Raw genomic sequence first — 25687 nt, 5'->3', positions numbered from 1 at the left:
GCCGGGCGCCGTGCGCGGCACCGGCTAAAAATCAAAATTCAGAATTCGCTTCACTGAGACTGGCATTTTTAAATCGATTAGATTATTGATGCCCCCAACCCTAAAGATCGAGAGAATCGAGATGAGCAGTCAGATCATTCCCGTTGACCCCTTTGATTGTGTCGTGTTCGGCGGCACAGGCGATTTGGCAGAGCGTAAGCTGCTTCCTGCCCTTTATCATCGCCAGATCGAAGGTCAGTTTACCGAGCCGACCCGCATTATTGGTGCGTCCCGCTCAGTAATGAGCCATGAGGAATATCGAAAATTCGCGCAGGATGCGCTGAAGGAGCACCTGAAGGCCGGAGAGTACGACGACGAACAGGTCGCCCGTTTTATCGAGCGGATTTTCTACGTACCGGTCGACGCCAAGGGCGATAATGGCTGGGACACGCTGAAAAAACTGCTGGACGAAGGCAAGGAACGCGTTCGCGCCTTTTACCTCGCCGTTGCACCCGGCATCTTCGGTGATATCGCCGACAAGATCCGCGAACACAAGCTGATCACCAAATCCACCCGCATCGTGGTTGAAAAGCCGATTGGTCGTGATCTTGCGTCTGCGCAGGAACTGAACGACACCATCGGCCACGTTTTCAAGGAAGAGCAGATCTTCCGTATCGACCACTATCTCGGCAAGGAAACCGTACAGAACCTGATGGCGCTGCGTTTCGCCAACGCGCTCTACGAGCCGCTTTGGAATTCCGCGCATATCGACCATGTGCAGATCACCGTGGCGGAAGCCGTGGGTCTGGAAGGCCGTGCCGGTTACTACGACAAGGCGGGTGCGCTGCGCGACATGGTGCAGAACCACATCCTGCAATTGCTTTGCCTTGTCGCGATGGAGCCGCCGGCATCCATGGATGCGGAAGCTGTTCGTGACGAAAAGCTCAAGGTGCTTCGCTCGCTGAAACCGATCGATGCAAGCAATGTCGAAAAGCAGACGGTTCGCGGCCAGTACCGCGCTGGCGCTTCTGCCGGCGGTCCCGTCCGTGGCTATCTGGAAGAACTCGAAGGCGGCGTTTCCAACACCGAAACCTTTGTCGCCATCAAGGCTGAGATCGCCAATTGGCGCTGGGCTGGCGTTCCCTTCTACATCCGCACGGGAAAACGTCTTGCAACGCGCGTGTCCGAGATTGTTGTCACGTTCAAGCAGATCCCGCACTCGATCTTTGACGACGCAGCCGGAAAGATCGAAGCCAACAAGCTCGTCATCCGCCTGCAGCCGGACGAAGGCGTGAAGCAGTCCCTGCTCATCAAGGACCCAGGTCCGGGCGGCATGCGCCTGCGACAGGTTTCGCTGGACATGAGCTTTGCCGAGGCTTTCAATGTGCGTAGCCCGGATGCTTACGAGCGCCTGCTGATGGACACGATCCGCTCCAACCAGACGCTGTTCATGCGCCGCGACGAAGTGGAAGCTGCCTGGGACTGGGTGGACCCGATCCTCAAGAGCTGGGAAGAAACCGGTCAGGGCGTGCAGGGTTACACTGCAGGCACGTGGGGTCCGAGCGGTTCGATTGCGCTGATCGAGCGCGATGGTCGCACCTGGCACGATGCCGACTGAGGGTGGTTTGACATGACTGAAACCATGCATGTCTTCGATAACACCGCCGATCTGGCATCATCGCTGGCAGCTGATGTTGCCAGCCGTCTGGCAAGCGCGACGGAAGAACGGGGAACGGCGAGCATTGCCGTTTCCGGGGGCTCGACACCCAAGCTGTTCTTCCAGGCGCTTTCCCGCCATGCGCTTGATTGGCCCAATATCAGCGTCACCCTTGTCGACGAACGTTTCGTTTCTGCCGACAATGATCGTTCGAACCACAAGCTTGTCGCGGACAACCTGCTTCAGAACGAAGCGAAAGCGGCTTACTTCGTTCCGCTGTTCCAGCCTGCCGCATCGCCTGAAGATGCAGCAACGCTGGCAACGGTAAAGACCGAAGCGATCTGCGATCCCTTCGATGTTGTCATTCTCGGCATGGGAACGGATGGCCACACCGCCTCGTTTTTCCCGGGCGGCGACAATCTCGAGGAAGCGCTCGACCTCGACGAACCGCGTGGCGTTCTGACGATGGCGGCTGAAAATGCCGGAGAAGAACGGCTGACGTTCAATTTCTCCAGCCTTGCCGATGCCCGTTTTCTGGTGCTGCACATCGAAGGTGCGGCCAAGAAGGCGACGCTTGAAAAAGCACAGTCGGGCGAAGACGAAGACGAGATGCCAATCCGCGCCGTGTTGAACCGCGCAGACACGCCCGTCGACATTTACTGGGCACCCTAAGCCTGAGGCTGCGTTCATCGCAGCACGCCCAGGCGCCCAAAGCGACGTAAGAGAGAAACACGACGACCGGCCTTTCACCTCCCAAGGAGGGGCCGGTTGCCGACCAACGAACAGGATGAACGCCCATGGCCGCCGATTCCCGCATTCAGGCTATCACTGACCGCATTGTCGAACGCTCCAAACCCTACCGCGAAACCTATCTGGAGCGGCTTCGGTTACAGGTTTCCAAGGGCGTGCATCGCTCGGTGCTTTCCTGCGGCAATCTTGCACACGGCTTTGCGGTCTGTTCCCCCGCCGACAAGGATCTCCTTGCCGGCGACCGGGTTCCCAATCTGGGCATCATCACCGCCTATAACGACATGCTTTCGGCCCATCAGCCCTACGAAACCTTTCCGGCAATCATTCGCGATGCCGCAAAGGAAGCAGGTGGCGTGGCACAGGTGGCCGGCGCCGTTCCGGCCATGTGCGACGGCGTCACCCAGGGACAGCCGGGCATGGAGCTTTCGCTTTTTTCGCGCGACGCAATTGCCATGGCAGCCGGTATCGGCCTCTCCCACAACATGTTCGATGCAGCCGTCTATCTCGGCGTCTGCGACAAGATCGTGCCGGGCCTCGTGATCGCAGCCCTGTCCTTCGGTCATCTTCCATCCGTCTTCATTCCCGCAGGCCCGATGACATCAGGCCTGCCGAATGATGAGAAGTCGCGCATCCGCCAGCTTTATGCCGAAGGCAAGGTCGGCCGCGCGGAGCTTCTCGAAGCAGAATCGAAGTCCTATCATGGCCCAGGCACCTGCACGTTCTACGGTACGGCTAACTCCAACCAGATGCTGATGGAGATCATGGGCTTCCACATGCCAGGATCGTCCTTCGTCAATCCGAATACGCCGCTGCGCGATGCGCTGACCCGCGAGGCGACAAAGCGTGCGCTGGCCATTACGGCGCAGGGCAACGAGTTTACGCCGGCCGGTGAAATGATCGACGAGCGTTCGGTCGTCAATGGCGTCGTCGGACTGCACGCAACCGGCGGCTCGACGAACCACACAATGCACCTCATTGCCATGGCGCGTGCTGCAGGCATCGTTCTGACCTGGCAGGATATTTCCGATCTCTCCGATACGGTTCCGCTGCTTGCCCGCGTCTATCCCAACGGATTGGCCGATGTGAACCATTTCCACGCCGCCGGCGGCATGGGCTTCCTGATCAAGCAGCTGTTGAAACATGGCTTCGTTCACGACGATGTTCGCACTGTTTTCGGCCATGGCCTGGAGGCTTATACCGTTGACGCGAAGCTCGGCGAAAATGGCGCGGTGGCGCGTCAGCCATCGCCAGAGCAGAGCCACGACCCGAAGGTTCTCGCCAGCATCGAAACGCCATTCCAGTCAACGGGCGGTCTGAAGATGCTGACCGGCAATATCGGCAAATCGGTCATCAAGATTTCTGCCGTAAAACCGGAACGCCACATCATCGAGGCACCGGCAATCGTCTTCCACGACCAGCAGGAACTTCAGGACGCCTTCAAGGAAGGCAAGCTTGAGCGCGATTTTATCGCCGTTGTCCGCTTCCAGGGTCCTAAAGCCAACGGCATGCCTGAACTGCATCGGCTGACACCGCCGCTCGGCGTCCTTCAGGATCGCGGCTTCAAGGTTGCGCTCGTGACCGACGGCCGCATGTCCGGCGCGTCGGGAAAGGTGCCTGCCGCCATCCACGTGACACCGGAAGCATCCGACTGCGGCCCGATCTCGCTGATCCGCGACGGCGATATCATCCGCCTTGATGCTGTATCCGGCACACTGGAAGTGCTGGTTTCTGCCGCCGAACTGGCGAAACGCGAACCGGCTCAAGCTGACCTCTCCGGCAATGAATGGGGTATGGGCCGCGAACTGTTCGCAACCTTCCGCCGCAATGCCGGCCCTGCCGACCAGGGCGCCAGCGTCTTCCACTAAGGGATCATGATGGAAGCCGTCGGCTTCCGACATTTTCTCAGTCGAGCAATCATCCTCCTGCTTCCGGCCTTTCATGGCCGGAGCAAAAAACTTGTCATGCAACTGTGATGATTGCCCTATAGTCCCCTCCTCAACTGGCCGCAGATGATCAGGCGGCTGGACGGAATGGGACACGACATGACGATTTTTTCCAGCAAGCGCCGCGACGTTCTGAAGCTGATGGCGGGGACAGCCATCTTTCCAATGATGGTCGCTGTCACGTCCGCAGTCGCGCAAGAAACGGCGTTGCGCGCCATCGTGATTGCCGACCTGCACTCCGCCTATGAGCGTATCGGTCAGCTTCTTGCCGCGATCGAAACCCGTATTGCCTCAGACAAGACGCCGCACATCATTCTGCTGAATGGCGACCTGTTTGAAAGCGGCAACGCCGTGGCAATGCGCTCGGCCGGTGAAATCGAATGGGCCTTTCTCTCCGCGCTCGCAAAACTTGCTCCGACTGTCATCAACATCGGCAACCACGAGCCCGACATTGACAACGACCTGGCCCATTTCGTCAGCCGTGCCAGCGAACTCGGCATTACGGTTCTCAGCAACATCGTCGATAAACGTAGCGGCGCTCCCTACGCTCCAGCCCATGCCGATATAAGTGTCGGCGGACAGAAGGTAATCGTAGCAGGTGTCGCGACCAATGCGCTTAACACCTACCCTAAGGCCACACGAGACACGCTGGATATTCCGGAGCCAACAGCGTGGGCAAGAAATAACCTTCCAGCCATCGTGAAGCAGGATGCGTTCAACATCATCCTCAGCCACGCCGGCGTCGTTGCCGATCGCGATATCCTGCCAACCTTGCCGGATGGGACATTGCTCGTCGGTGGCCACGACCACTTGAACTTTGTCCATGATGAGAACGCCACGCGCTATGTCCACACCGGTTCTTGGTGCACATCCATGACCGTTGCGACATTCGGTTACCCCGGAAAAGCGCCGACGATCGAGGCTATTGCCATCGACGACACGGCTCCGGCTTCACCCGCACTCAGGGCACTGATCACACAGACGCTGGAAAAGCATTTGACTGGCGAGGAAAAAACGGTCGTTGGCACATCTTCAGCGGCATTGACGGTCGACCAGGCCGGACGGCATGCCGCCATGGCCATTGCCACGAAGACGGGCTCGGACATCGGTTTTCTCGGCCATACCTCGTTCGGTGCAGGTCTGCCGAAGGGCGACATTCGTCGCTACGACTTCAACGCCTCGCTGCGTTTCGACGGCAAGCTGATGGTCACAGAGGTCGATGGTACCGTTCTTGCGGAAATTCTCACGCGTTGCAATCAGGATGGCGACATTGCGCTTTCCAAGCGTACCGGCGACTATCTCTATGCGATGCCTGAAGAGCCTGAAGCGAAGCAGCGCTACAAGCTCGTCTGCAACGACTGGTCGGCCATGAACCAGAAATCCTATTTCGGCCGCAGCGACCTGACATTCGCCGAGCTTCCCGATGTCAAGCTGAAGCAGATTGTGCTTGAGAGCCTGACTTAAAGGGCGGCACGTCGCCCGATTTCAGTTCCTCAAATACAAAACGCGCAACCGTGATGGTTGCGCGCCACTTCGTAGTCCGGGGTTGCTCAGAAAGAGCGGATATCGAGCTTGCGGTCCCGGTGTGCTGGATGCGTGCTGAATACGAAAATACGGTCCAGTTCCTTCTGCGCCAACATGCGCAGGAAACGGACGTGGATCGTGTTGTTGGCGTTAACACGCAAGAGCATGCAGCCGATCTTGCTGATACGGGCGTCGGGAATATCAAGGTAAAACTGGTTCGGCAGATTATACTGCGTCAACAGCGCGAGCACTGCTTCCGTCTGAGAAATACGGATCACATCACAACGACGTGCCGCCATGTGCATGACAGCCTTTTCGGTGTATTCGATGCGCGCCGCGTTCATCGTGTCCTCCATGCGGAACCGCCCTTCGCGGTCATACATGAAAGATTCTTCCTTGCTCAAATAGCTATTTTTGAAACTGCTCGCACCGCTTTGCAACTTCCATACCCCCGTATGCAATTCATGGCTCAGAGAGTAGCGTGCAGTCTTTAACAATTCATATCGGCGCGGCATATCCCGCACTAAAATAAGAGCCCGAAACAGATGCTGTTCCGGGCCCCTCGTTTTATCCTAGTGCTCCGGCTTACGTCCGGTAGGTTTTGCCGTCAGCGTCGAAGAGATGCAGCTTTGCCTGGGGGGCAGCGAAGCGTAGCGTTTCCCCTTTCTGTACCGCGACAATGCCCGGCAATTTGACGATGATCGGCTCCTGACCCTTCGGCGCCTCGAGATAAAGCAGCGTTACCTCACCAAGTGCTTCGACAATCGCGACCTTGCCTTCGAACAGATAGTCGTCACCGGTAACGACATTCAAATCTTCCGGACGAACGCCGAAGCTTGCAGCCTTGCCCTGTTCCGACGCAGCGGTTGCAACGTTGATGGCAAGAGACTTGCCGCCTGCCAATTCGATTGTGGTCCGCTCACCTGTCGCCGCGACCTTTGCAGCGAGAATATTCATCGCAGGCGATCCGATGAAACGCGCAACGAAAAGATTGGCGGGATTTTCGTATAGCTCAAGTGGCGCGCCAACCTGCTCGACGCGACCCGCATTGAGGACGACGATACGATCCGCCAGCGTCATCGCTTCCACCTGATCGTGGGTGACGTAGATCATCGTCGTATCCGACATCTGCTCCGACAGCTTGGCAATCTCGATACGTGTGGCAACACGAAGCGCAGCATCGAGGTTCGACAATGGCTCATCGAACAGAAAGACTTTCGGATTGCGGCAGATGGCGCGACCGATAGCAACACGCTGACGCTGGCCACCCGAAAGCGCCTTCGGCAGCCGCTCCAGATATTGCGTCAACTGCAGGATTTCGGCAGCAGCGCGAACGCGGCGGTCGATCTCCTGCCTGCTTTCCTTGGCGATTTTCATACCGAAGGCCATGTTGTCGTAAACAGTCATGTGCGGATAGAGCGCGTAGGACTGGAACACCATTGCAATGCCGCGACGCGACGGCGGAATTTCATTGACGAGCTGGCCGTCAATGAACATTTCACCGCCAGTAATCTCCTCAAGACCGGCGATCATGCGCAACAGCGTGGATTTACCGCAGCCCGACGGGCCAACGAAAACGACGAATTCGCCCTGCTCGATCTTCAGATCGATGCCGTGCAGAACCTTCACCTGTCCGTAGGATTTGCGAATATCCTTGAGAACGAGACTTGTCATGCGGCGTTCCTCCCTATCTGCTCAGGCGTAACGGGCGAAGAAAGCGCCCCAGGCCGGCAGTTCAACTTTGTTGCCATTGGCGCTGCTCGCAAAGCCGTGCCCTTCCAGCACCTCCCAGTTCCCCTCAGGAAGAGCGGCGGTTGCCGCACTTGCTGACAGGTTGAAGAGGCAAAGAACGGTCTCATTGCCAAGTTTACGGCTATAGCTCAGCACCTCGCCCTCGACAGGCTGGAATTCGATACCACCCTTGGCGAATGCCGCGTGCTGCTTACGGAAGCTGAGAAAACGTCGATAGTGTTCAAGAACCGACGCATCATTGCCCTGCTGGGCGCTGACGGCACGCTGCTTATGCTCGACGGGAATTGGCAGCCAGGTCTTCTCGGAGGTCGAGAAACCAGCCTGCGCATGACCGGCATCCCACACCATCGGAGTGCGGCAACCGTCACGGCCCTTGAATTCCGGCCAGAACTGTATGCCGTAAGGGTCCTGCAAATCCTCAAAAGCGATGTCCGCTTCGGTAAGACCGAGTTCTTCGCCTTCATAAATGCAGACAGAGCCGCGCTGCGTCAGCAGCAGTGCAGACAGCACCTTGGCGAAGGCATCCTTGTCCTCGACGTGCTCGCCCCAACGGGTGACATGGCGCACAACGTCGTGGTTGGAAAAGGCCCAGCAGGCCCAGCCTTCGGGAGCGGCCTTGGCAAAATCGGCCTGAACGTCTGCGACACGCTGTGGCGTCAGCGCGTCCGGAGCAAGGAACTCGAAGGCGTAGCACATCTGCATCTTGTCATCGCCGGAGGTATATTCACCGACAATTTCAAGGCCACGCTGGCTGTCGCCAACTTCGCCCACGGCGGCGATATCCTGGAACTCCTCCAGCACGGCGCGGAAGCGTTTCAGGAACTCGATGTTTTCCGGCTGGTTCTTGTCGTAGATATGTTCCTGGAAGTTGTAGGGGTTCACGGCCGGTGCTGTCGAGGCATTGCGGCGTTCCGGCGCCAATGCCGGATTGTCGCGCAGAAGCTTGTCGTGGAAATAGAAGTTGATGGTGTCGAGGCGGAAACCATCGACGCCGCGCTTCAGCCAGAACCGGACGGTTTTCAATAACTCTTCCTGGACCTCCGGATTGTGCAGATTCAAATCCGGCTGCGACGTCAGGAAGTTGTGCATGTAATACTGCATGCGGGTCGGGTCCCACTGCCAGCCTGGACCACCGAAGATCGACAGCCAGTTGTTTGGCGGTGTGCCGTCCGGTTTGCCGTCGGACCAGACATACCAGTCGGATTTTGGATTGTTGCGGCTGGAGCGGCTTTCGACGAACCAGGGGTGCTGGTCGGATGTGTGCGACATCACCAGATCGATCATGACGCGAACGCCGAGGCGATGCGCCTCTGCAATCAGACCGTCAAAATCGGCAAGCGTGCCGAACATCGGATCAACATCGACATAGTTCGATACGTCGTAGCCGAAGTCCTTCATCGGCGAGGTGAAGAATGGCGAGATCCAGATTGCATCGGCACCGAGATTGGCGATGTATTCCAGGCGGTCGGTAATGCCCTTCAGGTCGCCGATGCCATCGCCATTCGAGTCCTGATAGGAACGCGGATAGATCTGATAGATAACAGCGCCGCGCCACCAATCCTTGTTGGGTGTCAGAGCGGAAGTCACCGAAGCGGTCATTGTCGAATCCTGTTTGGTATGGGCGTTCATGGTTGTCAGCCTCCCTTGACGGAGCCTGCAAGCAGGCCGCGCACGAGATAACGTTGAAGAGCGAAGAAGACGAGCAGCGGCACAATGATCGTGACAAAGGCCGAGGCGGTGAGGATTTCCCAGTTGCCGCCGCGCGAGCCGAGCAGCGCATTCAGCGCGCCAGTCAGAACCAGCTCATCCTTCTGCGTGCCAAGGAAGACCATGGCGACGAGCAGGTCGTTCCATGTCCACAGGAACTGGAAGATGGCAAAGGAAGCCAGCGCCGGGAAGGACAGCGGCAGGATGATCTTGACGAAAATCTCGAAGTCGCTGGCGCCGTCGACACGCGCGCTTTCAATGATCTCTTTTGGCAGACCGGAAATGTAGTTGCGCAACAGATAGATGGCGAGCGGCAAACCGAAAGCGGTGTGCGCCAGCCAGATGCCCGCATAAGTCTTGGATGGAACACCGAAAATGTTGCCGATCTCGTTGTAGAGCCTCAGAAGCGGGATCAGGGACATCTGCAACGGCACAACGATCAGACCAACCACCATGGCAATCAGCAGATTGCGTCCGGAGAAGCTCATCCATGACAGCGCATAAGCAGCGAATGCAGCAATGAGGATCGGGATCACGGTCGCCGGCACGGCAACCGTCAGCGAATTGACAAAGGACTGACCGATGCCTTCGGATGTCAGAACGGTGCGATAATTGTCGAGCGTAAAGACCGGCGGTGTGGCGACGGAAATGTAGACGCGTTTGCCGCGCGCACCCTCAAAGCTCGATGCCTTGCTATATTCATAGGTGCCATCGGCATTGATGAGCAGGGTTTCACCATCACCGATATCGGCAGCCTCGCCCGCCTTGAAGGCTCGCGGCTCCTGCACGCGAACACCGAAAGCCGCGACTTGTCCACCAGCGCCATTTTCGAAAACACTGCCGGAAATGACGTAGCTGTTGCCATCCTGTTTCTGAACCGAAGCGTCGGCCAGGCGAACAGCAGCCGTCTGTTCAGAGCTGGAAAAAGCCGTCCACCAGCCCGAGACAGTAATCTGATCCTTGTCGCGCAGCGAGCTGACCAGAATGCCGAGTGTCGGCAGGAGCCAGAGCAGGACAACGAAGAGAACGCTGGCGTGAACGATGAGGCGCGGTAGCCCGACGCGACGGATGCGCTTTACGATATCCATGTCAGCGCCCCTCCATCTCGCGGTTGGCCTGGCGAATGTTCCAGACCATGATCGGCGTTACGGCCGCCATGATGATCAGCGCGATCACGGCGCTTCGGCCGCTATCGCCACCACCACGGAACATCCAGTCAAACATGAGGTTGGCCAGAACCATGGTGTTCCATTGCCCGTTGGTCATGGTCAGCACGATATCGAACACCTTGAGGACAAGAATGGTGATCGTCGTCCAGACAACTGCAATGGTGCCCCAGATCTGCGGGACCATGATCTTCCAGAAAATCTGCCAGCCGTTGGCGCCATCGATAACAGCCGCTTCGACGGTTTCTTCCGGAATACCGCGCAACGCCGCCGACAGGATGACCATGGCGAAGCCGGTCTGAATCCAGATGAGGATGACCATCAGGAAGAAATTGTTCCAGAACGGCATGGAGATCCACACTTGCGGGTTGCCACCGAAGAACTCAACGATGGCATTCAACAGGCCAATCTGAACCTGCCCTTCGGCGCGATACTCGTAGATGAACTTCCAGATGACGGAGGCACCGACGAAGGAGATCGCCATTGGCATGAAGACGATCGACTTGGCGATGTTGCCCCACCAGATACGGTCCGTCATCACAGCGATGACCAGTCCGAAGAAGGTGCAGGCAGCCGGAACGACGGCGAGCCAGAGTATGTTGTTGAAAATCGACTGACGGAACCCGGCGTCAGACAGTGCCCAACGATAGTTGGCAAGGCCGACGAATTCATTGCCCGTTCGGTCGTGGAACGACAGGATCAGCGTCGCGACGACAGGGTAGACGAGATAGACGAGAAGAAGAAGAACAGCCGGACCAATGAAAAGCCATGGTCTGACCGCTGCGCGGCGATTGAGGTTGCGGGACGCATGAATGACGTCACCCGATCGCACTGGAAAGATAACCTGCAGCAGTTTATCGGACAGCCAGTAATAGGCAGCACAGGCAAAAACGCCGGCAACCATGACGCCGATCGCCGAAACGAGTTGGGCAGCCATTTTCCCCTCCCTTGATTCCTTATCCGCGTCGCCCTGTTTTTGTCAGCGATCGCCGGAGCCGTTCCGTTGGGAAAAGGCCCGGCAAATTTGCTCTGCCGGGCCAAGTCCAATTGACGTTACTTGAGGCCGTCCCAGGCCTTCTGGATATCGGCCGCAACTTGATCAGCGGATTTACCGCCGACGAAGTCGATCATGCCGGTCCAGAATGCACCAGCACCGATCTTGCCCGGCATCAGATCCGAACCGTCGAAGCCGAAGCTTGTTGCCGTGGTGAGGATTTCACCCTGACGCTTCATCTGCTCGTTGGCATAGGTATCGACGTTCACACCCTTGTAAGGCGTCAGGAAGCTGGACTGCGCCATCCAGACTTCGTGCGCGATCGGGGTTTTCAAGAACTCGATAAAAGCCTTGGCCGCCGGAGATTCCTTGGTGACCGTGACCAGCGTGCCAGCACCCAGAACAGGCTTGCCGAGATCCGGCTTCGATGCATAGGTCGGCATGTAGAAGAAGTCGGCATCCGTTCCGACCTTCGTGCCTTCCGGGAAGAAGGAAGGAATGAAGGATGCCTGATGATGCAGGTAGCACTTCGGCGGAATGTCGAAGAGGCCTTTCGGGCTGTCACGGAAGTCGGTGGAGGCAACGGCAGCCACACCGCCGCTGACATATTTTTCGTTCTTGGCGAACTTGCCGAATTCGTTGATCGCTCCAACAACCGCAGGATCGGTGAACTTCACCTCGTTGGTCGTCCATTTCAGGTAGACATCAAGCGGCTGCGTGCGAAGCATCAGGTCTTCTACCCAGTCGGTCGCTGGCCAACCGGTTGCGCCACCCGAACCAAGACCGATGCACCAGGGCGTGCCACCGTCGGCAACGATCTGGTCGGTCAGCTTGAGCAGGTCTTCCATCGTCTGCGGAACTTCGTAGCCCGCTTCTTCAAAGTTTTCCGGCACGTACCAGACCAGCGACTTCACGTCAGCCTTGAAGGGAAACGCGAAGTAGGCCTTGTTGCCATCCTTGCCCTTGTAGCTGCCGAGATCGACCCAGGACTGTCCGGCGCCATAGTTCTCCTTGACCCAACTGGCGGTCTCATCGCCGAGCGGAACAAGAAAACCCTTGGCGGCAAGATCTGCCAGCAGGCCAGGCTGCGGCAGAATGGCGATGTTCGGCGGCGAACCCGCCTGCGTGTCGATAACGATCTGCTGCTCGTAGTTTTCCGAAGAGGAGTAACGCACGTTCACACCCGTCGCATCGGCAAAATAGGCCAGAACGGATTGGAACAGAGCTTCGTCTTCACCGCGCCACGGACCGAAGATCGTCAGCGTCTGCCCCTTCAGGTCAGCATTCGCCGTTTTGAAATCCTCGTAGCTTTTCCAGTTGAATTTGGCATCCTGACCAGGTGCAAACTTCAGATCAGCAGCGAAGGCTGCTCCCGACAGAAGCGACATCACGGCTACCGTCGTCAAAAAAGTCTTATGCATGTGATTTACCTCCCATCACATCAACCGCTGAACACTTTCAAAAATTAATCAAAGCGCTTTGGCTGCCTATTCATCTCATCGACTGCAAGAGCGAGTCAAGAGACTCTTTGCACGGAAACGTTACAGTAAATCGAGCAAGAGGCAATTCGTGAAAATTGGTCCATTGTTTTCCATTGAGATAAATCCACAGCGCTGATAAAAATCTAAGCGCTTTGGAACTTTTGAGGAGGGGCGTTTCGCCTTTGTTGCCAAAGCAATTGCATGGAGGAAGAAGCGACATGAACTTGAAACAACTGTCGCAATTGCTTGGCATTTCGCAGACGACGATCAGCCGGGCACTCAACGGATATCCTGAAGTGAGCGCGGAAACGCGCCGCCGCGTCATGGAAGCCGCCGAAAAAACCGGTTATCGGCCGAATGCCGCCGCACAACGACTGGCAACCGGCAAGGTCGGGTCCATCGGACTTGTCATGCCGATCGGCGCGCACCACCGCTCGGACGTCCACTACGGAGAATTTTTGAGCGGACTTGGCGAAGAGGCAGCCCGCAACGGCTTTCACCTCGTCATCATGCCCACCGAACTGGAGCGAGAGCAGGAAGCATTGCGCGGACTGGCCGCCAGCGGCAGCGTCGACGGCATCTACCTCGCCTACATGAAGAAAAACGACCCGCGTGTGGGGATGATGCAGTCGCTATCCATCCCCTTCCTCGTCCATGGTCGCTCCTGGGGCCTGGACGAAAACTATCCGTTTCTCGATGTCGACAACGAAGGCGCCTTCAAGGACGCAACCAATCTGCTGCTGCAGCTTGGTCATCGGCGCATTGGCATTCTGAATGGACCAGAAGGATACGATTTCACTTTCAGACGCTTTCTCGGTGTCGAGAGCGCCCTTGCCGCTCATGGTCTGCCACTCCGAACAGAGCATGTCCGTTACGGCAGCATGACCGACGAGGAAGGTTTTTTGGGTATGGAGGCACTGCTTTCGCAGGCTGAACGCCCGACCGCGGTTCTCTGCGCGAGTACTGCGCTTGCCTTGGGCGCCGTCCGTTCGCTCAATCAGCGCGGCCTAAAACCCGGAAAGGACGTTTCGTTGATTGCCCACGACGACGTTCTTCCATTGCTGAAGCCCGACAATTTCTCCGTACCACTTACCACCACGCGCTCTTCACTGAGAGCAGCCGGGGTGCGTATCGGCCAACGCCTCATCAACCGCATCAAGTTTAACGAAACGCAGCCGCATCAGGAATTGTGGAAAGCTGAACTCGTTGTGCGGGCCTCAACGGGACCCGCACCGAAAGACTAGCGGTTTGCTCAGAACTTTGGAGCCGTCTTTCCCAGGGCGCGATGCGCAGCGATGACAGTGTTTGCCATCAGCATGGCGATTGTCATCGGACCAACACCGCCCGGTACGGGTGTGATGGCGGCAGCAACCGCACTTGCCTCGTCATAGGCAACATCGCCAACCAGTTTCGATTTCCCCTCACCTTTTTCAGGCGCTGGGATGCGGTTGATACCGACATCGATAACCGTTGCACCGGGCTTGACCCAATCGCCCTTGACCATGCCCGGACGGCCAACCGCTGCCACAAGAATATCAGCCGTCTTGCAGATGGCTGCGAGATCCTTGGTACGGGAGTGCGCCATCGTGACCGTGGCATTGGCGTTCAACAGCAGTTGTCCCATCGGCTTGCCGAACAGGTTGGAGCGACCGATCACCACGGCGTTCAGGCCGGAAAGGTCGTCACCGTGAATGCTGCGTGCGAGCAGCATGGCGCCGGCCGGGGTGCAGGAAATCAGCCCGGTTTCAAGGTCGCCTGTAGCCAGCTTGCCCGCATTCAGCACACTCAGGCCATCCACATCCTTCTCCGGCAGGATCGACTGAATCACGGCTTCCGAATCGAAATGCCTGGGCAAGGGCAATTGCACCAGAATCCCGTGAACGGTGCTATCGGCGTTCAGTTCGGCCACGAGCGAAAGGAGATCGGCCTGCGTCGTTTCTTCCGGCAGCGTATGCTGAATGGAGTTGAAACCGCACTGCTTGGCCATCTTGCTCTTGGAGTTCACATAGGCATGGCTGGCAGGATCGTCGCCGACGATGACAACGGCAAGACCCGGCTTGGCGCCAGTGGCCGCTTCAAGAGCTTCCGCGGAAATGCGCACCGCTTCGGTTACGGATGCCGCCTTCGCTTTACCGTCAATCACAACTGCCATGCATTCTGCTCCTGCTGGATTAGGTAGCCCCGTATGGTGCGAGGCTCACAGGAATGCAAGAGGAAATGCAGTTTGGGCAACGGCGGGTCAGCCGGTTTTACGGTAGATGTCCCGACGATCGGCATAGTCGGCCAGATGCTCCCGCAGCAATGCGAGTTCGCGGCGTAGTGCGAGCAGCTCTTCCGCCTCGGCTTGCTCGTGCTCGAACTGACCGGAAAGCGCATCGGCCATCAACGGTGGAAGCTGGCCGTCTTCATTTTCTGTGTTTTGAACCGTACGGTTGCCCATCAGGACCTGACGGACGCGCTCGTCGAGCGGCATGTCGTCACCATCATTTGCGGCTTCGGCATAATAATCCGCGTAACGATCCGTCTGCGCCTCATCGTCATAGACGTCATCATCGACCGCAGCCTCGGCCGGGATATCGATATCATCGAAGATCGCCGGTGCCATGGGTTCGAAGTTTTCCGGCTGGAGAGGCACCATATCCACTTCGAGTGAGGAAGGCGCATACTGACCGTCATAAAGTGTCAGGCCTTGCTCATCCTCGTCGTCATGCCTGCGATAACTGAGCAAATAAAGGCCGCCGAGCAAGCCGACCAACGCGCCGCCGCCTGCCATCAAGCCGGCCTGCAGCATGTCGCGTGACAATTCACCAGGGCCCGCTTTTTTCGCGAGGCTCGTTTCAATCAGAGGTGTGGCTGAAACGGCAGCATCCTGTCTCGCTGTCGCTTCCAGATAAGCATTTCTCGCCGTTTCCAGTTCAGCCTGAAGTTTCGAGAATTCTCCCGGAACAACTCCGAGGCTATTCAGCCGGTCAAGCAGCTTTTTCCGTTCGCCTTCAGCCGCTGTTCGCTCTGCAGCGATTCGGGCACTGTCGCGCTTCAATCCGTCGACAAGCTGACGCAGCGCAGGGGTGACCTGCGCACGGATATCATCAACAGCGTTCTGCGCAGCAATACGGCGCGGATGCTTCGCGCCATAGTCAATCGATATATTGGCCAGGGTCATACCGGCAGCCGCGTAACGTTGCCGAAGGTCTTCCAATCCCGAAAACGCGGAGCTTCCCGGCAAAGGGTTGGCCAGAACATCATTTGCCTTCAGGGCAGAGGCGGATGCCAGATCGGCCTCGACGGCCTGCTGCCGCTGACGTGTGCTCAAGCCCACGCTCTCAAGGTCATGAAGTTGCTGTTCGAGTTGCTGGACTTCGGGCAACGCCGTATCGCCGTGGCGCATCTGAAAGCCGCTAACAGCGGCTTCTGCCTTGTCGAATGCAGTACGCGCCCTTTCGGCTTGCCGCATAGCGGGCGTCATGGTCCCTGCCCTGCCGTCGGCCATGACGCGCATCGAAACGTAATCGGCAAGTCGCATCGCCGCATCCGCTGTCGCGGCTGTCGACGTAACCACAAGCGTGCTTTCATCGGCCGTCAATTCCAGCCTGATTGCTTCACCAACGGCAATATTGAGCGCCTCTCGCGGAGACACCGGCCGCGTATCGGCGCCGGTCAGAAGGTCATAGAGAAGGCCGAGTTCGCCCTGGTTGCGAACCCCGATCACATCGGTTGGCTTCAGCTTCAGATCGCTTGCAATCCGGTCCAGCCCCGTCGGTGACAGCAGCGTCCTGCGTGCCATCGTCAGGAAACGTCCCGAATCAGGCGCCTCATATCCTGTCTGGGTAATTTCGACACGCGCTTCGGAGACGTAGCCCTGAAAACCTGCGTTGCTCAAAAAGAGAGGGAGCCCGGCGCCGACTGCAGTGGCAGCGGCAACGCAACCGACTGTTACAAGGCGTGCAACGCGTTTGCGCCATTCGGCGACAGGCGGTGCTGCCACGTCGCCTGAGATACGGCTTTCTGCCATCAAATCTGAATCGCGCTCAACCATTCGAAGCCGCCTGCCACACTGATCGCAGCCCGAAAGGGCCAGCTCCCAAATCCTTACGAGAGGTTAAAGGATCGTGGCAAACAAATGGTTAACGCGTTTGAATCCGTCTTTTTCAGTGTTTGCCCATGGCAATATGCCAGGGCTCGGCACACAGGCTATAAAGCCACGTCATGTGCAGCTTTCGAAAAATCTCCGGCATGCCCGACATTTCCGATGACAGGATCTTGAACAACGGGCCGACAGCGATGACAACACGCGCCGTGTCACGGCTGACATGTGCATGCAGCCACTCGTCCTGGTCCTCGTTCAGCATGCCCGCCAGAAGCACGTCAACCTTGGTATCGGGCATCGCTTTATGGATCATGACAAAATCGTGCCAGGGAGCATGGTTGCGCAAACGGGCAAGTGTTTCGCTGACCTGAGCAGCGTTGTCACCGACGACACCAATGCGCTTCGGTATCGCCATATAGGTCAACAGCGCCATAACGAAAGACATTTCGTCCATGCCTGAGGGCATGGATTGTCCTTGTTTTCTTAACGCCGCGTTCATGGCCTTACCCTGTGGCAGAAGCAGACAGCTTTCGAGAATTTCGCGGTAGTTTGGCTCGACCTGCGAACGCTTGGCTTTCTCGCGTGTCAGGAAGGAGAGAAACGTATAACCTTCGAGCACGCAGGCTTTCTCGTTGACGAGATCCAGCGCACCGGTCCAGTCGAGATCGCAGACAGGCAGCCCATAAACCTGATTTTGCGATCCGGACGATGCAAAACTTTCAGCGCGTTTCATTTCCCCGCTCCCCAAACCCGGCAAAAATGTTGCTCATCCAGATTTTGGGACGATCAACTCTTGTTGCGGTTTATACACGAGAGGGTTGAAATTAGACTGAAAGCAATCGCTCTAAACTTCTGAGGCAAAGTTACCGGACGTTAACCGAACCAATGCCTGCAGGGCGCATCAGTGGCCCGCCGCAGCAGCAGGTTCGGCCTCGACCTTCTCCCCTTCGACGATCTTGATCGAACGTGGGGAGCCATTGCCGGTCTGAGCGCGGATATCGGCCTTTGAGAGGTAGTCGAGCTGCTCGATGAGAACGTCTTCGACGATCTCCTCACCAAGCTTGCCATTCAGGCCTTCACGGATGTGCTGTTTGAACGCCTCCGGATCGAAGGTCGACACATTGGCGATATTGACCATCGAGGAACCGGCCAGCAACGTGAAGAGTTCGTCGGTGACGAGTTGCGTCGCAGGCAGTTCGATCTTGGCGATCTTCTGCTTGTCTACCCGGAGCGAAATGCGGCTCAAGAAATATCCATTCACGCCACCATCGTTGATGACGGGAATGGTGATGCTCTCACCCTTCACCAGTTGAAGATTGGCCTTTTTCGCTTCCGCTTCATCCACCGGCGCGGGTGCAGTCGCCATCTGAACGGAGAAATACACCGCGCCAAGCGTGACCGCGCAAACCCAAACGCCGGTAAGAAGAAGTTTCAACATCAGACAGCGGCGCCGTAGAGAAATTGTTCCTGCGAATAGGTGCCATCAGTATCGGCTTCCTGGATCGCGTTCTTGAGCAGATCGGCGACTGCACGGACTGCGTTCAGATGTGCCTCAACGCGGCTGGCATTGGTCGCAAGCTTGCCCTTGATGCCGCGAACCTGCTCCATATGTCCGGCAGCAATATCTTCACGCGGCGTATCGCGGAAAAGCATGGTCAGTTCATAGAGGCAACGGCTCTTGTGTGCATTGGAGACCTTGAAATCGAACTTCGGGTCCTTGCCGATATTCTCGTTCTCGTTGTCGATAATCATTTCAAGACGGCCGAGAACGGATTTGATACGGTGGTCGTTCGACATAAGATCCATGCTTGTCTCCTCTTTGTAATTATTCATTTTCAAGCCTTGTCAGTCGTTTCATTGGAAACGCCAAGAACCTGCCGCTCAAACTCGGCCACCATGCGCATAGCGGCATTGTGGTCCTTGTCGTTTGCGGAAACATCCGTCAGTCCCTTTGACTCAACTTTGCGCAAGGCATCCTTGTAAGCCTGCTCGGCAATGCCGACGCCGCCCTCCTTGGAAATGACGTCCGCAATCTGTTCGGCCATCATGCTTTTCCAGATCTCGCCGGCGTTACCCTTGCCGTAGACATCCTCGGTCTCCTTCGGCAGCATGCTGGAAACGAAGGATTGAAGAACCGAAGCTTCGAACTTGCGATAGGTCTCGGGAACTTCCGTGCGCTTGGCACGAATGTCAGTATCGCCAAGACCGGCCTTGGAGGCGGCCGAATCGAGCACATCGACAGCTGCGCCAAAACCCTTGCCGGCGTCGGCCAGGCTGGTGGCGGCGAAAGCTGCCTTGTTGGCCTTGAGTTTTTCCTGGGCAACCTGAACCTGTTGCGGGTCGGCAGCGCGAACCACATCCATTACCAGATCACTAATTACCGATATCGCCACGTTCTGATCTCCCGTCCTGACGAACAGACTGCGGAACAACCTGCAACCCGTTCGCTCAATCCAGAAACACCGCAAACGACGTTTTCAAAACGGCGCCGGTGCAACACTGAGAGAGACTATGAATTGCCAACCTTGCTGGAGGCTGGTGTCGAAGTAACGCTGATGATTTCCAGAAGATCATAAATTGCATTGTCGTCGGCCTCACGATCTTCAAGATCGCGCGCACCGAGCATCTTTTCTTCAAGTCTGTCCGCCTTGGTCTTTTCCCGCAGCACCTTGTTTTCCTGCAACTGCTGAGCGCCGGTAAGCTGGCGGTCTTTAACGACCAGACGACCATAACGGTCCGAGTAATGCTTGGAAAACATCTGATGGACAGGCTCCATAGACGTCATCGCCTCAAGAACATTATCCATGGCCTGCGTCACTTCGGAGCGGGCACGCGTCGTGTCCGCCAACTCGACTTCGGCCATCTTTTCCATGTGGCGTTGTACGGCGGTGAGCCGCTTGAGCTTGTCCGATCGTTTATCCGAAGCCATCAAGACTTTCCTCTGCTCAAAAACCGATGAAGACCGGGCCGAAACCGTCCACGAACTGGCGGACGAGTGCTGCGACGGAAAGATAAAGCATGAACAATCCGCCCGCGAGAACGAAGGGCGTGGAAATGAAGTAGACGGGGATCTGCGGAGCGAGCTTATTGATGAGGCCGACCGCAACGTTGAACATCAAACCGTAGATGATGAAGGGGCTGGCGAGCCGCAGCATAATGGTGGTCGATGCACGCAGCGTATCCGTCAACGTGATCAGCATCTTCTGACTGCTGATCAAAGCCCCGACCGGAGTTGCCGTATAGGAATCAACCAAGGCTCTCAAAACGACATGGTGGAAATCCAGCATGAAGAGAACCAGCAGGCTACCGAATGTAATGAAATTCGATATCTGGTTTTCCTGCACATCTTCAATGACATCAGCACCGCCCGGCGCGCTGAAGCCGATCGAAGCACCAATGATGGCACCGGTGAACTGAAGGCCGAGCGTGTAAAAACGCGCAATCAGGCCGTACATGGCACCAATCAGAATTTCCGTGAAGATCAGGCCGACAATCGTACCCTGGCTTGCGCCTGACACATTTGGGTAGATGGCTCCCCACAAGACCGGCAACAGCGCCATCGTCACGGCAACGCAGACCAGTATGCGTATCTGTCCGGGAATACGCGAACTGGAAAAGCCCGGCATGGTCATGAAGCAGGCGCCGATACGGCAAATTGCAAGGAACAATGCGATAATTGTCCCTTGCGGGTCGGTTATCATGAAATGGCGCCCAGAATCTTGATCTCCAGCCCCTTTGCCAGTTCGACATGCGAAAGAACCGGCAGGGTCGCGAAGAGTCGCTCGATAATCATGCGCACATAGGACCGCGTTTCAGGCGACGTGACAAGAACAAAGGGCAGTCCGCGGTCCATGAATTCACGGATAACTTTGGAGGCCTGCTCGGAAAACTCTTCCAGATGGCGCGGATCGATATCGAACTCGACGATTTCGCCTTTGGCATCGCGCTTCAGCGCCTGGTGGAACACCATGTCCCATTTGTTGCCGAGACGCAGGACACGCAACACGCCATTGTCGGCCAGATCGCCGCAAAGCTGCTGCGACATGCGAACGCGGACATGCTCTACGATCTGTTCGGTCTTGCGAACATGAGGTGCAAGTTCGGCAACCGCTTCAAGGATGAGGTGGAGATTGCGGATCGAAACACGTTCGGCGAGCAGCAACTTCAACACTGCCTGCAAGCCGGAGTAAGACATGTGCGAGGAGCAGATCTCGTCCGCAAGCTTCTTGTATTCCGGGTCCAGCCTGTCGATGAGGATCTTCACGTCCTTGTAGGACAGAAGCTGCGGCAGGTTGTTGCGGATCACTTCGCTCAAATGCGTCAGAACGACGGATACGTTGTCGATCGGATGGAAACCTTCGCGCTTCAAATCCTCGGTAAAGGTTTCGAGGATCGAGACTGCGGGCATGCCGAAAGCCGGCTCGCGAATCTCGTCGCCAGGAATGCTTGGCTTCCGCCCCGCACCCGTTACCACGAGGACATCACCGACACGCAGATTGCTGGATGCGATCGTCGTGCCGTGGACACGGATCTGGTAAGCCTTTTCGGGAATCATGATGTCGTCGGACACCTTGATCTCGGGTACGACGAAACCGTACTGCGTCGCGAATTTCTTGCGCATCTTTCCGACACGGAAGGCCAGTTCCTGATGCGCACCAAGCAGACGCGTGGACACCTGCTTTCCGAGTGCCAGTTCGATCTCGGAGGTCTTGAGGACTTGTTTGACGGAATCCTTTTCGGCTTCCGAGTTTTGCATGACCTTCTTTTCTTCCTGCTCACGAAGCAGCGCATTTTCAGCTTCGGTCTGGCGCGGAATATACCAGCTACCGAAGGCCATGATGCCGCCGAGGGTGATGAACGGCAGGAAGGGAAGGCCCGGAATGACCGCGAGCAAGCCCATCAGCATAGCCGAGACCATCAGCGCACGCGGGTAACCGGAGAGCTGGTTGACAACGGCCTGGTCGGTCGACCCTGACGTGCCGCCGCGCGATACCAGAAGGCCGGCAGCAAGAGAAACGATCAGCGCCGGGATCTGCGAGACGATACCGTCACCAACAGACAGCTTGACGAACACGTCAGCCGCTTCGCCGATGGGCATGCCATGGCGGAAGTAGCCGATGATGATGCCGCCAAAGACGTTGATCGCGGTGATGATAAGGCCCGCGATCGCATCGCCGCGCACGAATTTCGACGCACCGTCCATCGAACCGAAGAACGAACTCTCTTGTTCAAGTTCGCGGCGGCGGTGTTGCGCTTCCTTTTCATCGATGATGCCGGCGGACAGGTCGGCATCAATCGACATCTGCTTGCCGGGGATCGCATCGAGGGTGAAGCGTGCGCCAACTTCGGCGATACGGGTGGCGCCCTTGGTGATAACGATGAAGTTAACCGTAATCAGGATCATGAAGACGATCAGACCGATGACGAAGTCACCGGACATGACGAGACTCGAGAAGCCGGCGATCACACCGCCGGCGGCATTGTGGCCTTCATGCCCGTGGGTCAGGATCACACGTGTCGTGGCAATGTTCAGCGACAATCGTATCATCGTCGCAATCAGCAGCACCGTCGGGAAGGACGAGAAATCCAGTGGCCGCTGAATCCAGAGGGCTACCATCAGGATAAGAACAGAAAAGGCGATGGAGAACGCCAGTCCGATATCCACCATGACCACAGGTATCGGCAGGAACAGCACGCAGAGGATCGTGATGATACCCAGTGCGAAGCCGATATCCCGGGTGCTCGGGCTTACCTTCGGCAATGATATGACTGGTGGTTGCGCCATAAATCTCGTCCTGTCTCTTCATGAGAAGGGCGACGGGACAGCCGTCGCACGTTTCCAGAGCACAGAACCGGAAAACGATTCACGCTTTTCGGGCCAATGCTTCAGAGCATCACTAGCGGCTGAAGCTTGCGCGAAAATGGCACAAGCGCATTGCCCGGTTTAGAAGCCGGACTGGATGCGCGAAAAGACGAGATTGGAAAACAGTGAAATCTGAGCGCCGACAAAGGGAGCGGCGACCCCGAGAACAACCATGATCGTGACGATCTTCGGTACGAATGTCAGCGTCATTTCCTGGATCTGGGTCAAAGCCTGAATAAAGGCGATGACGACGCCGACGACCATCGCCGCCAAAACGGCGGGACCGGCCGCGACGAGAACCGTCCAGACTGCCGCCTGCATGATATCAAGCGCATCGGCCTCGTTCATCGTCGCATCCTTTGTTCCGAAAAGGCGGCGTCCTGCCGCCTTCACTTATCAGGAATCGGTCGAAGTGTCCGATTCGGTCTCCGTTGTTGTACTACTGCTTGCAGTGTTGGAGAAGGTGACGCCCGCCTGGATCAGAACCTTATCACCGGATTCGGTGATGGCGATCACGCCATCCGCATAGACTTCGACTTCCTTGACGATGCCCGTCACCTTGTCGTCGGCGCTCTTGACGGTCTTGCCTACGAGATCAGATGCACGCGTCAACGCTTCAGCCTGCAGCATGCTCTTCAGGTGCGTGTTCGTCTTGATCGACTGTTCGACCTGCGAGAAGCTTGCGAGCTGCGACATCTGCGCGCTCGCATCCATCGGCTCGGTCGGGTCCTGATTTTTCATCTGGGCGATCAGAAGCTTCAGGAAGCTGTCGTAGTTCAGCGACGCTGCGCTGCTGTCGGAACTGCTTGCCCCGGCGTTGGCCCAGGGGTTCGACGCTGTCGAACTAACTGCATCTACCGCCATGGTGCGATCTCCTTGCGAATCTGTTCAATCGTTGCGGGAGCCATTTCCTGATTGCTGAGGATTTTTTCCTCGATCGGGTAGAGACCGCGGATCGCCTTCAGCGCTTCGAACGCCTTGCCGGTCGCAACCAGCGCGTCGATACGCTTGAGTTCCGCCAGGACCTCTTCGTGCTGGAAGCAGTTCAGCAGCATGCTCACGGACTTGCGGAACATGTTGGTAGACTGCTCGCGCCCTTCCGGGTTGATGAGGATCATCTGCGCTATGAAGTAAAGCTGACGCAGCGGCGTCGTCGCCTGCTCAGGCTGCAACACGTGGTTTTCAAGCAAGAACGTGACATCGTTCAGGAATTCCAGCGCTACCTTGCGGTCAACACGCAGAACTGCGCCGTTGATGAAAATCTTTTCGCCCGATTTCAGCGAAATTCGAAGTGTACTTTTCATTTCAGTCCATCCCTGATGATGGTTGTCACGTCAATTATGCCCTGGAAGTTCTTAGACTGGCGCTTCCGGATCAGTTCGCACTCTTTCAAAATCCAGATTGCGATTGAAATCAGATTGGCTCTGAGTTCGGTTGCCAACTGGTTGTCTGGTTGCTTGAGATCTTCAATGAAGCGAATCCAGACCCGGCGCGTGTAAAACAGCGCCTCGATCGTATGCCGCTGCGAGGTCGAGTCCCTTGCCTCTGCCAGCAGATCGATCGATTTGGTCAACGCCTGCCGCTCGCGATCCTTCGCGTCGGCGACACCATCCTCCATGATTTCGGCGTAGGAAAACTGGTACATTCATGTATCCTTTATCTGCCGCCACCTCTGATCATCAGAGATAGTTTACCAGACTCATTTGCTGCAGACGCGACGTGAGGCTGTATGCGATTTCGATTTGCTGCTGGAGGAGATCGAGACGGGTTTTCGCCTCGTAGGTGTCGATCCCCTCGAGATCCAGCAAATGGGTCTCGATGATTTTTTTCTGGGCTGCCAGAGCATCATTTGCCTTGGAAACACGGCTTTCCGAGAGACCGAGCTTGCTCTGCTGCTGATTGATGCCGCTGATGGCCTTGTTGATGTTCGTGACAGATTGCGTAGCGACCATTTCGCGAATTTCACTGTCAACGTTCTCGTCCAGGAAGGTCATGGACGTGATTGCCGTCATCGCGAAATAACGCATTCCCTCGGAATTGCTGTTGGTCGATGTCTCCACGACCTCATTCTGAGTGATACGGCTGGTCATGTTCGTGTCGCTCGCCTGCGAACCGTACGTCGTCCAGAAATCATAGTCCTGGCCGACCGTCAGGTCGGTATGCGGCGGGTTGGTGACCGTCGTGGTGCCAGCGAATACACCTTCGATGTGGGTCATGAACTCGCTGACCTGTTCCTTGGACAGGTCTGCAATGTTGCCAACTGCCGGCGTCTGCGACGCCATGAACGCATTCAGTTCGACGTTATAGGCAGCCTTCAGCTTCGAATCGTCGGCAAAATAATCGTCGACCGGTTTCACGTCGGTGTTGATGCCAGAGAACAGGAATTCGCCATTCACAGCCGTGTTGGCAAAGCTGGTGAAGTTGTTGAACGCGTTCGAAATGGTCTGCACAACCGTCGAAAGTGTCGGAGGTTCGGCGCTGGTGTTCGGCACCAGAACGCTCTGGATCTCCTGAGCGGCCTTGGCCATGCTGTCGAGTGCCGCCTGCGACGCTTCAAGACGCTGGGTTGCGATGGAATTGACGCTTGCAATCGATGTCAGACGTGCGACATCGCGGTTGAGATCAAGGCTGCGCGCCGTGTTGGCGCCAAGCGCCAAACCGATATCCGCATGCTTGCCCGTTGTCAGCTCGGTGTTGAGGTTGGTCATCTCAAGCTGAGCCTTGAGAATGGTGCTGCGCATGCTGTTCTGCATCGCCAGCGATGAAATGAAGGACGTTTTCATC

General features: G+C 56.9%; 25 protein-coding genes. 5 read left to right on the top strand and 20 right to left on the bottom strand.

Annotation, left to right across the window (positions count from 1 at the left end):
* The first annotated feature begins 121 nt into the window (after window positions 1-121).
* The 4 genes from zwf to FY156_01675 all read left to right on the top strand — a co-directional run bounded on the left by zwf (window position 122) and on the right by FY156_01675 (window position 5793).
* Complete coding sequence (gene zwf, locus FY156_01690) at window positions 122-1597, top strand: glucose-6-phosphate dehydrogenase (GenBank protein ID UXS00292.1); 1476 nt, start codon at window positions 122-124, stop codon at window positions 1595-1597.
* A 12-nt stretch (window positions 1598-1609) separates the two neighbouring features.
* On the top strand, window positions 1610-2308 hold the full coding sequence (pgl, locus tag FY156_01685; protein ID UXS00291.1) for a 6-phosphogluconolactonase: 699 nt from the start codon (window positions 1610-1612) through the stop codon (window positions 2306-2308).
* Between the two features lie 125 nt (window positions 2309-2433).
* Window positions 2434-4251, top strand: coding sequence for a phosphogluconate dehydratase (edd, locus tag FY156_01680; protein ID UXS00290.1), 1818 nt, complete (start codon window positions 2434-2436; stop codon window positions 4249-4251).
* 177 nt (window positions 4252-4428) lie between these two features.
* Window positions 4429-5793, top strand: a complete 1365-nt coding sequence (locus tag FY156_01675; protein UXS00289.1) for a bifunctional metallophosphatase/5'-nucleotidase — start codon at window positions 4429-4431, stop codon at window positions 5791-5793.
* Window positions 5794-5879: 86 nt separating this feature from the next.
* Here FY156_01675 and FY156_01670 read toward each other — a convergent pair whose 3' ends face one another.
* From FY156_01670 to FY156_01645, 6 genes are all read right to left on the bottom strand, one after another.
* A complete protein-coding gene (locus tag FY156_01670; GenBank protein ID UXS00288.1) occupies window positions 5880-6236 on the bottom strand; it encodes a hypothetical protein in 357 nt (118 codons plus the stop codon).
* 202 nt (window positions 6237-6438) lie between these two features.
* Window positions 6439-7527 carry a sn-glycerol-3-phosphate ABC transporter ATP-binding protein UgpC gene (gene ugpC, locus FY156_01665; GenBank protein ID UXS00287.1) on the bottom strand — a complete coding sequence of 363 codons (1089 nt, stop codon included), beginning with the start codon at window positions 7525-7527 and terminating at the stop codon, window positions 6439-6441.
* 21 nt (window positions 7528-7548) lie between these two features.
* On the bottom strand, window positions 7549-9204 hold the full coding sequence (locus FY156_01660; GenBank protein ID UXS00286.1) for an alpha-glucosidase: 1656 nt from the start codon (window positions 9202-9204) through the stop codon (window positions 7549-7551).
* A gap of 35 nt (window positions 9205-9239) precedes the next feature.
* Window positions 9240-10400: a carbohydrate ABC transporter permease gene (locus FY156_01655; GenBank protein ID UXS00285.1), complete on the bottom strand. Its 1161-nt coding sequence runs from the start codon at window positions 10398-10400 to the stop codon at window positions 9240-9242.
* A gap of 1 nt (window position 10401) precedes the next feature.
* The gene (locus tag FY156_01650) at window positions 10402-11415 is read right to left on the bottom strand and encodes a sugar ABC transporter permease (GenBank protein ID UXS00284.1); all 1014 of its coding nucleotides are present in this window, start codon (window positions 11413-11415) and stop codon (window positions 10402-10404) included.
* Window positions 11416-11531: 116 nt separating this feature from the next.
* Window positions 11532-12893, bottom strand: coding sequence for a carbohydrate ABC transporter substrate-binding protein (locus FY156_01645; protein UXS00283.1), 1362 nt, complete (start codon window positions 12891-12893; stop codon window positions 11532-11534).
* Window positions 12894-13171: 278 nt separating this feature from the next.
* Here FY156_01645 and FY156_01640 point away from each other — a divergent pair, with 278 nt between their 5' ends.
* A complete protein-coding gene (locus FY156_01640; GenBank protein UXS00282.1) occupies window positions 13172-14197 on the top strand; it encodes a LacI family transcriptional regulator in 1026 nt (341 codons plus the stop codon).
* Window positions 14198-14205: 8 nt separating this feature from the next.
* Here FY156_01640 and folD read toward each other — a convergent pair whose 3' ends face one another.
* From folD to FY156_01570, 14 genes are all read right to left on the bottom strand, one after another.
* Window positions 14206-15105 carry a bifunctional methylenetetrahydrofolate dehydrogenase/methenyltetrahydrofolate cyclohydrolase FolD gene (folD, locus tag FY156_01635; GenBank protein UXS00281.1) on the bottom strand — a complete coding sequence of 300 codons (900 nt, stop codon included), beginning with the start codon at window positions 15103-15105 and terminating at the stop codon, window positions 14206-14208.
* Between the two features lie 87 nt (window positions 15106-15192).
* Window positions 15193-16989 carry a hypothetical protein gene (locus tag FY156_01630; GenBank protein ID UXS00280.1) on the bottom strand — a complete coding sequence of 599 codons (1797 nt, stop codon included), beginning with the start codon at window positions 16987-16989 and terminating at the stop codon, window positions 15193-15195.
* A gap of 112 nt (window positions 16990-17101) precedes the next feature.
* The gene (locus FY156_01625; protein UXS00279.1) at window positions 17102-17773 is read right to left on the bottom strand and encodes a teichoic acid biosynthesis protein; all 672 of its coding nucleotides are present in this window, start codon (window positions 17771-17773) and stop codon (window positions 17102-17104) included.
* A gap of 168 nt (window positions 17774-17941) precedes the next feature.
* A complete protein-coding gene (locus FY156_01620; GenBank protein UXS00278.1) occupies window positions 17942-18478 on the bottom strand; it encodes a flagellar basal body-associated FliL family protein in 537 nt (178 codons plus the stop codon).
* Window positions 18478-18846: a hypothetical protein gene (locus FY156_01615; GenBank protein ID UXS00277.1), complete on the bottom strand. Its 369-nt coding sequence runs from the start codon at window positions 18844-18846 to the stop codon at window positions 18478-18480. Before FY156_01615 ends, FY156_01620 begins: the two co-directional genes overlap by 1 nt.
* A 29-nt stretch (window positions 18847-18875) precedes the next feature.
* Entirely contained in the window at window positions 18876-19433 is a 558-nt protein-coding gene (locus FY156_01610; protein UXS00276.1) for a rod-binding protein, read from the bottom strand.
* 116 nt (window positions 19434-19549) lie between these two features.
* Complete coding sequence (locus FY156_01605; protein ID UXS00275.1) at window positions 19550-19969, bottom strand: hypothetical protein; 420 nt, start codon at window positions 19967-19969, stop codon at window positions 19550-19552.
* A 16-nt stretch (window positions 19970-19985) separates the two neighbouring features.
* Window positions 19986-20741 (bottom strand): flagellar type III secretion system protein FliR, encoded by a 756-nt coding sequence (fliR, locus tag FY156_01600; GenBank protein ID UXS00274.1) that lies wholly within the window; start codon window positions 20739-20741, stop codon window positions 19986-19988.
* Entirely contained in the window at window positions 20738-22825 is a 2088-nt protein-coding gene (flhA, locus tag FY156_01595) for a flagellar biosynthesis protein FlhA (GenBank protein UXS00273.1), read from the bottom strand. Before flhA ends, fliR begins: the two co-directional genes overlap by 4 nt.
* A gap of 159 nt (window positions 22826-22984) precedes the next feature.
* On the bottom strand, window positions 22985-23251 hold the full coding sequence (gene fliQ, locus FY156_01590) for a flagellar biosynthesis protein FliQ (protein ID UXS00272.1): 267 nt from the start codon (window positions 23249-23251) through the stop codon (window positions 22985-22987).
* Window positions 23252-23299: 48 nt separating this feature from the next.
* Window positions 23300-23767: a flagellar hook assembly protein FlgD gene (gene flgD / locus FY156_01585; protein UXS00271.1), complete on the bottom strand. Its 468-nt coding sequence runs from the start codon at window positions 23765-23767 to the stop codon at window positions 23300-23302.
* A complete protein-coding gene (gene flbT / locus FY156_01580; GenBank protein ID UXS00270.1) occupies window positions 23758-24207 on the bottom strand; it encodes a flagellar biosynthesis repressor FlbT in 450 nt (149 codons plus the stop codon). Before flbT ends, flgD begins: the two co-directional genes overlap by 10 nt.
* Window positions 24204-24548 carry a flagellar biosynthesis regulator FlaF gene (gene flaF / locus FY156_01575; GenBank protein ID UXS00269.1) on the bottom strand — a complete coding sequence of 115 codons (345 nt, stop codon included), beginning with the start codon at window positions 24546-24548 and terminating at the stop codon, window positions 24204-24206. The genes flbT and flaF overlap by 4 nt, the downstream gene beginning before the upstream one ends.
* 34 nt (window positions 24549-24582) lie before the next feature.
* Window positions 24583-25686: a flagellar hook-associated family protein gene (locus FY156_01570; GenBank protein UXS00268.1), complete on the bottom strand. Its 1104-nt coding sequence runs from the start codon at window positions 25684-25686 to the stop codon at window positions 24583-24585.
* Window position 25687 lies beyond the last annotated feature (1 nt).

It is taken from the genome of Agrobacterium tumefaciens (genome assembly GCA_025559845.1).
Taxonomy (GTDB): Bacteria; Pseudomonadota; Alphaproteobacteria; order Rhizobiales; family Rhizobiaceae; genus Agrobacterium.
This window is presented reverse-complemented; position numbering and strand designations above follow the sequence as displayed.